The sequence below is a fragment of the Nostoc sp. PCC 9305 genome (assembly GCF_963920915.1).
Taxonomy (GTDB): domain Bacteria; phylum Cyanobacteriota; class Cyanobacteriia; order Cyanobacteriales; family Nostocaceae; genus Nostoc.
Genome location: NZ_CAWUDN010000007.1, coordinates 114,161 through 127,879 on the forward strand (window position 1 = coordinate 114,161; position 13,719 = coordinate 127,879).

The following is a 13,719-nucleotide window of genomic DNA, read 5'->3' on the forward strand; positions in this document are numbered from 1 at the left end:
TTTTCGGATATTCTACGAATTATGAATTACGAATTACGAATTACGAATTATTTTAACGATGTTGGTTCTACTTCAGGATAAATAAGCAAGCGTCATGAACGGCAAATCAAGACAGCAGCAAGTAATTAAAGCATTTGAAGATTTTTTGTCTACCCCCCTAGAAACCTTACTGCAAAGGCATCTCAACACTCAAACTTCGGCAGCTTTGAGTTTATTTCACGATGTGGCGGCTAATGTACCTGCCTACAAGGCGTTTTTAGCAGAAAGGGAAATTAATCCCGCGACTATTCAAACCTTAGAGGAGTTTCAAAAACTACCAGCGATCGCTAAACAAAATTATATACTGCGTTATCCTCTAGCTGACTTGTGCCGTAACGGACAACTAGAAGCGTGCGACATGATAGCTGCTTCATCAGGTTCTAGTGGTAAACCGACATTTTGGCCTCGTTTTTTCACAGATGAACTCCAAATCGCCACACGCTTTGAACAGATTTTTCACGATAGTTTCTATTCAGATAGCAGACGTACCCTAGCAGTGATTTGTTTCACTTTGGGCACTTGGGTAGGTGGAATGTTTACCACTAATTGCTGTCGTTATCTTGCTAGCAAAGGTTATCTCATCACTGTAATTACTCCTGGTAACAACAAAGAAGAAATATTGCGAGTTGTCCAAGAACTTGGTTCAGCATTTGAACAAGTGGTGTTATTGGGATACCCGCCATTTTTAAAAGATGTGATTGATACTGGTATCGCTCGTGGTGTGGAGTGGCAGCAATATCAGATTAAATTAGTGATGGCGGGAGAAGTATTTAGTGAAGAATGGCGGAGTTTAGTTGCTCAAAGAGTTGGTTCGCGGAATCCTTGCTATGATTTTGCATCGCTTTACGGTACGGCGGATGCAGGAGTTTTGGGTAATGAAACACCCTTAAGTATCTGTATCCGTCGTTTTTTGGCAGAAAATCCTGATGCAGCTAGAGCTTTATTTGGGGAATCGCGTTTACCCACATTAGTACAATACGATCCTTTCACTCGCTTTTTTGAAGTTCAAGATGGCGGTTTGCTGTTTTCGGGAGATAACGGTATTCCCTTAGTACGTTATGACATCTTGGATACTGGCGGGATAATTAGTTATGACGCTATGCTGCAATTTTTAGCAGAATGGGGATTTAACCCGCTTGAAAATCTTTGTTCTGATACTCAAGAATCAGCTAGAGGTATTCATCAGCTACCTTTCGTTTATGTCTTTGGGCGTTCTAATTTTACAGTTTCTTACTTTGGTGCGAATATCTATCCCGAAAATGTAACGGTGGGATTAGAACAACCAGGAATTCAAGAATGGGTGACGGGTAAATTCGTGTTGCAGGTGAAGGAAGATGCTGACAAAAATCGATTTTTATCTGTAGTTGTGGAATTAGCAGTAGGGGTAGAGGGTAGTGAAGATCAAAGACTTGCGATCGCATCTTCTATTCTTTCACAACTGCTACGTCTAAATAGCGAGTTTGCTAATTATGTTCCCGCAGAATATCAAATACCAGAGGTTACATTAACGCCAATGGGTGATTTTGAATATTTTCCTATTGGGGTGAAACATCGTTATACGCGTCAATAAAGAATGCGATGATGAATCAGGAAGAAGACGCGATTCATCGCGTCTCTACAAGGGGGAATGGGGTGGTTGTTCGCGATCGCGTTCCCAATTGATTGGGTTATTGATAATATATTGTCTAATTTGATCGAGGGCGAATTCATTACGAATTATGTTGTCATGAAACCTTTCTTGCCATCCAAAACCTTCATATATTTGATTAATTTCAAATGAACATCGTCCTTTGTACCATCTAATAATTTTAGAAAGAGAATTTTTAGATAACATCGGATTAAATAACCCAGTAACCCCACCCCGTTGCCCATCCCCCCGTTCACTTGTAGAGACGCGATTCATCGCGTCTTCTTCCTGTGTTCGTGGATTCATCGCGCTTCCTTCTCGTATTTGATTAATAACCAAAATCCCATGAATATGATTAGGCATGACGCAAAACGAATCTATCTGGCAATTAGAAAAATGAATAGGAATCTCGTACCACAATTTATGAGCAATTTCTCCAATTGGCGATCGCTGCATTTCACCCTGCACAACCTCACCAAAAAAGCATTTCTTGCCGTCAGTGCAAATGGTAACGAAATATCCGGCATTGCTAGCATAACTCCATGCTGGCAAACGTGTTGAATCAATTCGATATTTACCTTTGTATTTAGGTTTGTCGTTTTCTGATTGAGGCTCGTAATGATTCATAATTACATCTTTGATTGATACAAAAATTTATGCAATTATTGCTTTGCATTGATGTAATTGCCAACCCAAAAAACTCGGAATTATTTGCGCTATGTAAATGATGGGAAGGAAGAAGACGCGATGAATCAGGAAGAAGACGCGATGAATCGCGTCTCTACAAGGGGCGATCGCAAAAACGATGCCTGCGGCGGGCTACGCCTACGCATTCCCATTCCGATCGCAATATCTGTTTTATTAGGGGCGATGTCTGCGACGGGCTACGCCTACGCATTCCCTGGATTGCGGAAAGTCGGGCGCGATAGATTTACGAGACTCTTACGAGATGCGATGAATCGAGTCTTTACAAGGGATTGCTGCTTCTACATTTCGCTTATGTTTTGGCTGGAGGAAGTATTTTTCTTTCCTACTCTCCATCTTTCACTTTATTTTGTTGATGCCAAGCTTGATAAAAAGCGGGGTAGGGCATACTTTGCGCGCACTTCCAGATAACTTCGTAGCAATGAGCAAATCGCTCAAGGTCATTTTTGTAAGTTTCAGGTGATAAGTAATCCTTCAAAATGGTGACAACACTCGGCATCTGTTCCTCTAAAATAATTTTCTCTAAGCTAGATGCCGCTTGCCTTCGGGTAAGATCATCCAGTTGTGGTTTGCCGATTAACTCGATTAAGGGAGCGATCGCAAATTCATTGCCTGGGTGGATTGTCCCTAAGCTTTCTGCTATCTGGCTACGGGTTTTGTCATCCACAGTTGTTGATTGCAGCAGTTCCACCAAGGCAGCGATCGCAAATTCATTGTTTGTGCCGATTGTCACTAAGCTTTCTGCTGCCAGCCTACGGGTGAAGTCATCCACAGTTGTTGATTGCAGCAGTTCCACCAAAGCAGCGATCGCAAATTCATTGCCTGTGCCGATAGTCCCTAATCTTTCTGCTACCGCCCAAAGCTCGTATTTATCAGTTGATTGTAGCAGTGCCACCAAGGCGGTTGGGTCGCTTGTTCCTAAGCTTCCTGCTGCCATCATACGGAAGTGCTGATCCAGAGCTGCTGATCTGACTGTTCCCATGATGATGTCATACACATTGTTAAATGTCTCCATTGTCCCTGGCATTTTTGCTGCTGCCCAACGCTTGTCGTTACTCACATCAGTTGATTGCGGCAGTTCCACCAAGGCAGCTGGGTGGATTGTCCCTAAGCTTTCTGCTGCCAGCCTACGGGTGAAGTCATCCACAGTTGTTGATTGCAGCACTGCCACCAAGGCAGCGATCGCTTTTTCATTACCTGTGCCGATCCACCCTAAGTTTTCTGTTGCCAGCCTACGGGTGAAGTCATCCACAGTTGTTGATTGCAGCACTGCCACCAAGGCAGCGATCGCTTTTTCATTACCTGTGCCGATCCACCCTAAGTTTCTTACCACTAGTTTATACGTGTCATCATCAAGATTTGGAAATTTTAGCAGTTGTACTAAGACAGCGATCGCTGTTGTGCGTTCTGTTTGTTGCAGCGCTAACTGAGATGTATCTTCAATTGGCTTAATAAATTTCACCCACTTCTGTTTTTCTGGTGAATAACCAAAGCCCCACTTGACAATTTGCGCTACGATTTCATCTGCCTGAGAACAATCTTTAAACTCCGCAATTCCCGCCGCAGCTAAAAAATAGGATTGATACTCATAAAAGCCTTTGTCTACATTTTCTCTCTCCCAGTTGCCACATCTATCTTGAAAGTTTACCAAAGCATCAATAAACTCTTGCTTTTGTTGTTTTAAGTTCTCTTCTCGTCGCCCTAACCACAGCAAAATCACTTCTTTCCACTGCGGCGCAAAAATGCGATAAACCCCTTGCGCGGGGTTGTCGGGATCATGATTCAAAAACTCGTCCCAATTCTCAATCGCCAACGCTGCAAAATATTCCTCAAATGTGGTGTGATAAAAAGCGTAAACTTTCTCTTTTGGTGATTCCGCAGCCAGTCCAACTTCATTTAGCCATCCCAACTTTAGCGCCAACCAAAATAGAGAACCCTCCTCTTCTGGATCGCCCAATTCATTACTTACAAACTTATGGCGCAACCGAAAGCGAGAAGTTTCTGTGTCAATTGCCCGCTTTGCCAAATCTCTCAGTGCTACGTTTAGTGTTTGTTGCTGCTTTTGAGTCTTCAAAAAGGGATTTTTTTTCCACCTGTAAAACTCTTCCACAAAATGCTGATAAAGTTCGGCTTTAGTTTTCGGTAAACCTTTATCGGAACCTTGCCAAGTGCTACACAACAGCGCTAACCGCAAAGGATTTTTCACTAAATCTTGGATGCGCTGACGTTCAGCTTTATCTAATTCCTGCCATAATTTTTCGCCTTTGTCTGCATCCTTGTTGTGAAACCAACGCCGAATAAACTCTTGCACTTGTTGCGGATATGCAAAATTGAGTAACCGATACGTCTCAAAATTTTCTAAAGCGCCGGCGTTTGCTTCCCAAACATTCACGCGACAAGTCAGCACAACCCGCGCATTTTTCACCCATCCCGTCAACTGCTGGGAAATCTCAGTTAATGGTTGGGGTGAGGACATTTCATCTGCTGCATCCAACAACAACCACACACGATTATTCTTGAATAAATCTGCAAAAGCGTTTTCCTGTTCTTCTTTTACACGCACCACTTCTAAAGCATTCTTCAGCCAATCTTGCAGCAGATAATTTTCTACACTCTTTCCTTGCAAGTCTGCCAAAGAAATCCAAATTGGTAAACCCAGATTGTTGTCTAATATCCAAAAAGCTATAGTTTGCAACTGAGTAGTTTTTCCCGCACCCGGTTCCCCAATTAAAGCGATGCGGTGTCCTTGAGTTTTACCAACACCATCACGGATAATTTGCTCTAAAAAAGCCTCATGTTCAAATCGCTGCTTCTCTTCATAACTCGGTTCATAAAGTCGTGAACCTTGTTCTGGGGAAATATCCTCGCCGTACTTGTTCGGTTTTTTACGCTCCACCAATGCTAAAGGGACATGAATTGCCTCTAGCTCAAATGTATCGTCATCATCAGCACCCAGCAACTCATTTGTGGTGAGACGCTTGTGCTTTTCCAGCATAGCGTCGCAGATTTCTTGCCAGTAAGACTCGTTTGATTTCTGGGAATTCGCCTGTGAAGCTTTAGATTTTTCAGGTTTACTAGCTTCCCATGCTTGGTCAAATTGCTTCAGGTTCTTTTCCTTATCTTTTGACCACAGTTTCAGGGTGAAGTGCCAACTATCAACACCCCTGGTTTGGACGCGGTTATCCTCTAGAATCTTCAAAAAGTCTTCCAGCAGATTCAGCGCTTCTCGAATTTGCGTTTTGCTTAACTTGCTTGGATATTTATCTTTTTCTGTCAGATATTCCAAAGCTACCAGGGTTGTCTCGATTATCAGCTTCGGGTTGGTACTGGCTTCTGGTTTCCACGTGAATTTAATATCAAACTTACTGTCTTCAAATTCCCAATTAGCCAAATCAAGTAAAGCCTCTAAAAGGCGCTTTACCCGTGCTTGTACTTGAGAACCGTAAGTCTTTTTCGGCATGACAGTCGAAGACAAATACCAGAAAGTTTGGGGCTACCCCTAATTGAATGTACCACCCCAAACCCATGTATTCCTGATTTTAACGAGATTTTATCCGCCTTGATTGCGTTCACCACCCCAAAGAGATGCTTGTATTCAAGACATTTAGGTGGTACGAAATGAAAAACAAGCATCAAAACGCAAGTCAAAGAGCGATCGCTTTCTTGCTTGCAATACAAGTGATGTTAATTGGCGTAAATGCCGAAAACCTAATTCAGCAAGGAGACTCACCAATCACGGTTTTACTATGGGTCGTTAAGGAGTCGATTTCACTTGTGAGACAAGCCAGCAGTTTGCAAGAAAAACAGAAAAAGAGCCTGTTACCCAAGCATCGCCGTTCTGAGGAGGAATAATAACATAAGCCCTTTTTTGTTTGCAAAGAGGGGCTGTGGCTATATTGGTTGATTCATACAAGAATCCGGTTTAATTGCATGAAAAAATCTAATACCAGTTTAATTAATGATTGCAATACATCCTTGGTTTAAGACGCGATGAATCGTGGGATGAAGACGCGATGAATCGCGTCTCTACAAGATGTATGATCTATTTGTTACGTTTCTCGATTGCGTGCAATCCGGTTGGGATCGGGTTTTTTGATAAAAATCATAATAGATGACAAAAACGCTTTGTAGAGACGGCGATTTATCGCGTCTCTCTTGTTCTTATTTTGCAAGTTTTACTGAACCACTAACTAGACTGCCCCATTGAGACACTCTAGAGAGATAAAGTTTAGTAAAAGGAGTGCATTGATGCCACGCAAAAAAAGAAGTTCTAACGTGCTAGAAAAAACCGAACAGAGAGTAATTGGATTTAAATCAATTGATTCTAGCCTCGACTTTGGTGATTCCATCAGTGTAAATCATTTAACCCAGTTAACCGGGCAGCTTCGCAACCAGATTGACCAATATAATATGATGTTAATCGCCCTTGACACAGCAAAGGCAGAAATAGAAACCCTTGAAAAGACCATTCGCGAAACTTCAGAACGCTTAGTCAGTGGTGTGGTGTTGAAGTATGGCAAAGACAGCCGGGAATACGAAATGACAGGCGGAGTACGCAAAAGCGATGCCTGCGGCGGGCTACGCCTACGCATTCGTAAAGCCACAATCACCCGGTTAAAATCCACCGCAGACTCAAAAGCGGCTTCTACACAGACGGCGTAATGAGTAACAAATAGGCATCATTCGCGATGAATGATGCCCATGTCATCGCAGTCTTATTCTTCAATCAACTCAAAATCAACTCGCTCATAAATATCACGCAAGGTAATTTGAAAATCGATAGAATCTAAGACTAAAATTGCATCTTCACCTTCATATTCCTTAAAAATCCATTGACCTTCTGCTTGCTTGGCAAATTGTTCCACAGCAAAACTATATTGGTCAATCATAATATATTCCTGAAAACCAGGAATTGAACGATAATATTTAAACTTATCTGTTTTGTCATAATTTTTAGTTGAATTTGATAAGACTTCAACAATTAATAAAGGATTAGTAATAGTTGTTGTACCTGTTCCCTCATAAATAGGCTTACCTTTGATGACTATAATATCAGGATAAGTATAAAGGCGATAACGAGGAATTGATAATTTCACATCCCCTATGTAAATCTCATAATCTTGTCCTTGCACAGTCAGGGGAAACCTTCTATAAAAATTACCTGCAATCTTATTGTGGTTAGTTGTCCCCCCTGTCATAGGTATAATCTCTCCATCTCTGTATTCATTTTTATATTCAGCCTTCTCTTCTAATTCTAAATATTCTTCTGGGGTGTAGTGCTTTTCTGTTTGTAAAACCATATTAATTAACTCATAAAATGAGGGAATGGATATGTTATCAATAGCGTAACGTACCCGAAAGATAGCGAAAATAAATATTTTTGTTATACAAATACGGTTGCAGACAATGTAACAATAGCGATCGCAAGCCAATACTTTTAGCCATACCCACTAGTGAACGCCCCTACCAATATCTCTGCACAAACTCAGAATCGCAAAGCCGATCACATTCGGATCTGTTTAGAAGAAGATGTTCAGTCTCACCAAATCACCAATGGACTGGAACGTTATCGCTTTACCCATTCTTGCTTACCCGAACTCAACCACAACGATATTGATATCAGTACAACTTTCCTGGGGAAACACCTTGGCGCACCCTTGTTAATTTCTTCCATGACTGGCGGAACAGAACAAGCCGCAATGATTAACCAACGTCTGGCGCAAGTCGCGCAACACTACAAAATTGCGATGGGTGTCGGTTCTCAGCGGGTAGCGGTAGAAAAACCCCAGGTGGCTGATACTTTTGCTGTCCGCAAGTATGCCCCTGACGTTCTGCTATTTGCGAACTTGGGGGCTGTACAACTTAACTACAAGTACGGCTTAGATGAATGTTTGCGCGTAGTTGATATTTTAGAGGCTGATGCCCTGATTTTACACATTAACCCTCTACAAGAGTGCATTCAACCCAAAGGCGATACTAATTTCCGGGGTTTGCTTGACAAGATATCTGATTTATGCGGCAAAATGCCAGTGCCAGTAATTGCGAAGGAAGTTGGTAACGGCATTTCAGCAGCGATCGCCAACAAACTCATCGCCGCCGGAGTAGCAGCTATTGATGTGGCAGGTGCAGGGGGTACTTCTTGGGCAAAAGTAGAAAGCGAACGGGCAGAAAATCCCTTGCAACGTCGCTTAGGGATGACTTTTGCCGATTGGGGTTTACCGACGGCAGAGTGCATTACAACTATTAGAGCGATCGCTCCAAATGTGCCCTTAATTGCTTCAGGAGGTTTGCGTCATGGATTGGATGTTGCAACTGCGATCGCCTTGGGAGCAGATATAGCTGGTTTAGCAATGCCTTTCTTGCAAGCAGCAGCAATATCAGAGACAGCAGTAGCCGAACTCGCTGAAGTATTAATCGCTGAAATCACCACAGTCTTATTTTGTACTGGCAATGCTACCTTGTATCAGTTAAAGCACTCTGGCAGTTTACAGCGCATAGAATAGGTAAATAGGTCATTTGGTCATTTGTAAATGCCCAATGTCCCTTAAGAGTGTTGAGTAATGAGTAATGAGTAATGAGTGGGGAATCTCACTTTTTTACTCGGAACTGGCTTAATGCCCCGCTACCGCTAACGGAACTGTTTTGCCCAATAACTAATAACTAAATAACTAATGCGTAATTTTATCAAACAAACTTTTGCTAGTTTAGTTGGCACTTTACTAGGACTAATTATTTTCGGTGGTTTGGGAACCACTGGACTGTTCTTGCTGATATTGGCTGCTAGCTCGTCTAAAGATACTGGGCCAAATGTAAAAGATAAGTCAGTGTTGGTTTTTGACTTGTCAATGAAAATTACTGATAACGAACCTAGTTCCGGGGAACTGTTTCAAAACACAATTTCAGGTGTGGATGAAGATAGGATGGCACTCCGCAAAGTTGTGGAAACATTGGAAAAGGCGCGGCGCGATCCGCGCATTGTCGGGATCTATGTGGATGCAACGAACACAAGCCAAGCTGGTAACGTCGGCTATGCCTCCCTGAAAGAAATTCGGAAAGCGCTGGAAGAGTTTCGCGCTGCGGGGAAAAAGATTGTGGCATACGGCAGTGATTGGAGTGAAAAAGAATATTACGTTAGTTCAGTGGCAGATTCCATTGTCCTTAACCCTCTGGGAATGATGGAAGTCAACGGTTTGAGTTCACAACCAATGTTTTTAGCAGGAGCATTGCAGAAGTATGGCATTGGCGTTCAAGTTGTGCGAGTCGGGAAATTTAAGGGAGCCGTTGAACCATTTATTCTCAACAAATTGAGTCCAGAAAATCGCGAACAAACTCAGAAATTGTTGGATGATGTTTGGGGAGAGTGGCGCACTGCTGTCGGCGCAAGTCGGAAAATTGAACCCAATAAATTGCAAGCGATCGCAGATAATCAGTCCTTACTAGAAGCCACACAAGCCAAAACTAACGGTTTAGTCGATCTAGTACAATACCCCGATGAAGTTGTCGCTGACCTGAAAAAGTTTACAAATAGCGATAAAGAAGACAAAACATTCCGACAAATTAGCCTAAATAGCTACGCACAAGTTTCTGGTAAATCTTTGGGTGTAGAACGTAACTCCAAAAATCAAATTGCCGTTGTTTATGCTGAGGGCGAGATTGTCGATGGTAAAGGAGAAGATGGGCAAGTAGGAGGCGATCGCTTTGCGAAAATCTTCAACAAGTTGCGACAAGATAAAGATGTGAAGGCTGTTGTATTACGAATTAATAGTCCTGGTGGTAGTGCTACCGCAGCCGAAGTCATGCAGCGAGAAGTGAAATTAACTCGTGAGGTAAAACCAGTTGTAGTGTCAATGGGTGATGTCGCCGCCTCTGGTGGTTATTGGATTGCTAGCGACTCTAATCGCATTTTTGCCGAACCAAATACCATTACAGGTTCCATAGGGGTGTTTGGGATCTTATTCAATGGGGAAAAGCTGGCTAATAATAATGGTATTACTTGGGATTCAGTGAAAACCGCACGCTATGCTGATAGTCAAACAGTTTCGCGTCCGAAATCGCCTCAAGAGTTAGAAATTTATCAGCGCAGTGTTAACCGTATTTATAATATGTTTCTGAATAAAGTTTCTCAAGGTCGGAAACTCCCAGAACAAAAAGTAGCAGAAATTGCCCAAGGAAGGGTTTGGTCGGGTGAGGCGGCCAAAGAAATTGGTTTGGTAGATGAAATTGGTGGTTTGAATACTGCGATCGCATACACTGCCAAGGAGGCGAAACTAGGAGACGACTGGGAAGTGCAAGAATATCCTCGCACTAGCAGCTTCGGAGAACGCTTTTTTGGGCGTGCAACAGAAGAGGCGCGGACTGCTTTCGGAATTGAGTCAGCGCAACTCAAACAATCCAATCCCCTCACCGCTGAATTCCAAAAATTGCAACAGGAAGTAGAGATTCTGCAAAAGATGAACGATCCGCAAGGAGTTTACGCCCGTTTGCCTTTTAACTTGAAGATTGAGTAATTTTTTGTAGGGGTAACTCATGAATTGCCCCTACATTTTGTACTTGATACGATTAATTTTGCTCTAGAGATTAATGTTATAACCAGTGTTTTGGATACGTCCTTTCTGCTGCTAAATTATTAAAGATCACAGCGCATAGTACTAGAATCATCGATCCCTCAAAGGCAGGTGTTAGCAAAAATTGCCAGTCCGGTTTCGTCATCATAACGACTAATGCAACAGCACCTGAAGGTGGGTGTACAGTTCCGGTAAACTGCATAATTGCGATCGCACTAGAAACAGCCATTCCCATTGCCAAGGGAGAGGAACCGAAAAAATGCAGAATTATCAGACTCACTATAGCAGCTAAAAGATTACCCCCAATGACATTACGAGGTTGAGCCAAAGGGCTGTCAGGGACACCAAAGATCAAGACACTTGTAGCACCAAAAGGAGCCATCAGCAAAGGAGAATTAGTTTTGACAGCAAGGTAGGACGTTGCTGTGATGGCTAAAAAACTACCGATCCAACTCCAAAAAACATGCCGATGATGAGGTCTTTCTATTGGACAGGTTAGCGGACACGAGCGCCATCTACCAAAGGTTTTAAACCAATAATTTTGCCACTTCAACCGAACTTTTTTACTATCGATCATGAATCAACCACTCGATACTCATGACTCCTTGAATTGATTGAGCAAGCCTTTGCTTAAGTTACAATAACATGACATTTAGGAAAAAAATCTCTAAAAAGTATCTAAATACACAGATTTTTTTATTTTATTGGAGTTTTGCCTAAATACGGCTAATTTGAACAGCGAGGCGGATGAGTTGGCCTTGCCAAGGTCGTAATCAGGAGAACGCTTTTTTGGGCTGGCAACACAAGAAGCGCGGACTGCTTTCGGAATTAAGGGGACGCAACTCAAACAATCCAATGCCCTCACCGCTGAATTTCAGAAATTACAACAGGAAGTAGAGATTCTGCACAAGATGAACGCTCCACAGGGGGTATACGCCCGCTTGCCTTTCAACTTGAAGATTGAGTAGATATTTTTTTGAGCATCAGTGAGCAACAACTCATGCAATACTACGTCAAACTAGTTTTGAGGATTTGTAGTAAGGGTTTTAGTCCTTGTTTTCTCAGGACTAAAACCCTTACTACGAAATTGTTTACCCATCACTTTAAACTTGACAGATCATTACGGCGAGGCGCATGAGTTGGCCTCGCCAGCCATAAACCAGCTGACATTTTTTGCCTGGATGTGTAAAGTAGTTGAGAGTAAACTACAATTTCCAACCTTTGACAGAATTTTAGATTTGGAATTTTACTGAAGCAGCCCGCTTAAATAGTGGCTCAAGTATGGAAAAATCTGAAATTTTTGATTTAAATCCAAGTGTATTTACATACCTATCCAATTTAAAGTCTAAAATACAAAATTGAGTAAAACATCCATCTATGGCTAGAAAAACACAACGTCTTTTGCTGCTAATTGTTTCCTGTAGTATCACTGGTGTAATTTTAGGAGGTACTGCTGGTTGGGCAGAAAGTAGTCTTTGCCTGGAAGACAGTAAGGTTACAAGTGAGTGCCTAACTCAAGATCCATTCCAAAAAACTATCCAAGGAATGAGTACTGGATTGTTAGCTGGGGCTGGGGCAGCTTTTGGTGCAGTCTGGCAGTTACGGAATGAAGATTGAGTATGAACTACTACTAACCCGAAACTTCGGGTTAGATTAGATTTTTGTACTAATTAGCCAGTGCCTACACTTTGACTGTCGCCCAGCATTAAAGTTATGTGGGTCAATTATCTTAATTTATATGGCTTTGGAAGAATACCGATCTATTAATGCACGAGCAAATTTCTGATGTTGTTCAGCTAGATGTTGAGGAGAGATGAACTGAGCATTGCCCATGAAGCGGTACACCCAGCGACAAAACTCCTCTAGCGATCGCGTACAAATTTTTTAGTGCAATATATATATAGATAAGTAAAAAATGAAGATACATAAAGTAAAGTTAAGTAATGTAAGAGCTTATGAAAATGCAGAAATCGAGCTTTCTCCAAGCATAAATTTAATAGTAGGAGAGAATAATAGTGGGAAAACAACAATATTAAGAACATTACTTTTCCTGCAAGACAGATCGTCATTTACGACACAAGATATAAGGATAAATGAGGAGACTGGAGGTATAATACTTACTTTTGAAGGGAATATAAATAAATATTTTAATCCAGTAATTGCTAATTCAATTGATAACAAAACTTATCTTGAAATCACTATTAGTAATCAGGGGCTAATTACTAATGGAACTGATTTTAATCAGAATTGTATTGTAAATATGGAGCCTAGAAACTTTATATATCCATTTCTTTCTAAGAGAAAAGTTACGCAATTTAATGAAGGTATAAACCTTCATAATTCAAATTCAGTTATAGGAAATTTTTCTAATTTATACGCCAAAGTAGATCGGATTACTACAGATGGTTTGCCAGCGAAAAATGAGTACGTAAAAGCTTGTAGGGATATTTTCGGCTTTCAAATAAGTTCTTTTCCGTCCAATAACGGTAAGAAGTCTGTATATATTGTGGATAACTTCCATCATATTCCATTAGAGCTAATGGGAGAAGGAATAGTAAACATTTTAGGATTAATTCTGGATCTTTGTATGGCTAAAGACCAGCTATTTTTGATAGAAGAGCCAGAAAATGACATTCATCCCAAGGCGTTAAAAAAGCTCTTAAATTTTATTCTTGAAAAATCAAAAACAAACCAGTTTATCATTACTACTCATTCAAATATTGTTTTAAAGTAAGTAAGTCGGCGGGAAAATTTATAAGTATGTAACGAAAATTTAACCAGAGC

12 protein-coding genes and 1 pseudogene are annotated in these 13,719 nt (G+C 41.4%); 9 read left to right on the top strand and 4 right to left on the bottom strand.

Annotated features, from left to right (window positions below; translation table 11 throughout):
• Nucleotides 1-94: 94 nt before the first annotated feature.
• Entirely contained in the window at nt 95-1,609 is a 1,515-nt protein-coding gene (locus ACM0OX_RS04680; protein WP_414513456.1) for a phenylacetate--CoA ligase family protein, read from the top strand.
• A 45-nt stretch (nt 1,610-1,654) separates the two neighbouring features.
• Here the strand turns inward: ACM0OX_RS04680 and ACM0OX_RS04685 are convergent, their stop codons facing one another.
• Nucleotides 1,655-2,293: a transposase gene (locus ACM0OX_RS04685; RefSeq protein ID WP_414513458.1), complete on the bottom strand. Its 639-nt coding sequence runs from the start codon at nt 2,291-2,293 to the stop codon at nt 1,655-1,657.
• 120 nt (nt 2,294-2,413) lie between these two features.
• On the opposite strand from ACM0OX_RS04685, the gene ACM0OX_RS04690 reads away from it, so the two are divergent.
• Entirely contained in the window at nt 2,414-2,782 is a 369-nt protein-coding gene (locus ACM0OX_RS04690) for a hypothetical protein (RefSeq protein WP_414513460.1), read from the top strand.
• Here the strand turns inward: ACM0OX_RS04690 and ACM0OX_RS04695 are convergent.
• Nucleotides 2,697-5,831: a HEAT repeat domain-containing protein gene (locus tag ACM0OX_RS04695; RefSeq protein ID WP_414513462.1), complete on the bottom strand. Its 3,135-nt coding sequence runs from the start codon at nt 5,829-5,831 to the stop codon at nt 2,697-2,699. The genes ACM0OX_RS04690 and ACM0OX_RS04695 overlap by 86 nt on opposite strands.
• A 158-nt stretch (nt 5,832-5,989) precedes the next feature.
• Between ACM0OX_RS04695 and ACM0OX_RS04700 the strand changes: the two genes are divergently transcribed.
• Together ACM0OX_RS04700 and ACM0OX_RS04705 are read left to right on the top strand one after the other, a co-directional pair.
• On the top strand, nt 5,990-6,223 hold the full coding sequence (locus ACM0OX_RS04700) for a hypothetical protein (RefSeq protein WP_414513464.1): 234 nt from the start codon (nt 5,990-5,992) through the stop codon (nt 6,221-6,223).
• A gap of 396 nt (nt 6,224-6,619) precedes the next feature.
• The gene (locus ACM0OX_RS04705; RefSeq protein ID WP_414513466.1) at nt 6,620-7,033 is read left to right on the top strand and encodes a hypothetical protein; all 414 of its coding nucleotides are present in this window, start codon (nt 6,620-6,622) and stop codon (nt 7,031-7,033) included.
• 53 nt (nt 7,034-7,086) lie between these two features.
• Here ACM0OX_RS04705 and ACM0OX_RS04710 read toward each other — a convergent pair whose 3' ends face one another.
• Nucleotides 7,087-7,671, bottom strand: a complete 585-nt coding sequence (locus ACM0OX_RS04710; protein ID WP_414513467.1) for a Uma2 family endonuclease — start codon at nt 7,669-7,671, stop codon at nt 7,087-7,089.
• A 153-nt stretch (nt 7,672-7,824) separates the two neighbouring features.
• Between ACM0OX_RS04710 and fni the strand changes: the two genes are divergently transcribed.
• Together fni and sppA are read left to right on the top strand one after the other, a co-directional pair.
• On the top strand, nt 7,825-8,874 hold the full coding sequence (gene fni / locus ACM0OX_RS04715) for a type 2 isopentenyl-diphosphate Delta-isomerase (RefSeq protein ID WP_414513469.1): 1,050 nt from the start codon (nt 7,825-7,827) through the stop codon (nt 8,872-8,874).
• Nucleotides 8,875-9,042: 168 nt separating this feature from the next.
• Entirely contained in the window at nt 9,043-10,878 is a 1,836-nt protein-coding gene (gene sppA, locus ACM0OX_RS04720) for a signal peptide peptidase SppA (protein ID WP_414513471.1), read from the top strand.
• 76 nt (nt 10,879-10,954) lie between these two features.
• On the opposite strand, the gene ACM0OX_RS04725 is transcribed toward sppA, so the two are convergent.
• Complete coding sequence (locus ACM0OX_RS04725) at nt 10,955-11,512, bottom strand: HPP family protein (protein ID WP_289799537.1); 558 nt, start codon at nt 11,510-11,512, stop codon at nt 10,955-10,957.
• Nucleotides 11,513-11,711: 199 nt separating this feature from the next.
• Between ACM0OX_RS04725 and ACM0OX_RS04730 the strand changes: the two are divergent.
• The 3 genes and pseudogenes from ACM0OX_RS04730 to ACM0OX_RS04740 form a co-directional block, all read left to right on the top strand.
• A pseudogene (locus ACM0OX_RS04730) lies at nt 11,712-11,903 on the top strand (signal peptide peptidase SppA); the annotation flags it as partial.
• 409 nt (nt 11,904-12,312) lie between these two features.
• A complete protein-coding gene (locus tag ACM0OX_RS04735; RefSeq protein WP_104909601.1) occupies nt 12,313-12,552 on the top strand; it encodes a hypothetical protein in 240 nt (79 codons plus the stop codon).
• Nucleotides 12,553-12,850: 298 nt separating this feature from the next.
• Nucleotides 12,851-13,669, top strand: coding sequence for an ATP-dependent nuclease (locus ACM0OX_RS04740; RefSeq protein WP_414513473.1), 819 nt, complete (start codon nt 12,851-12,853; stop codon nt 13,667-13,669).
• Nucleotides 13,670-13,719: the final 50 nt, after the last annotated feature.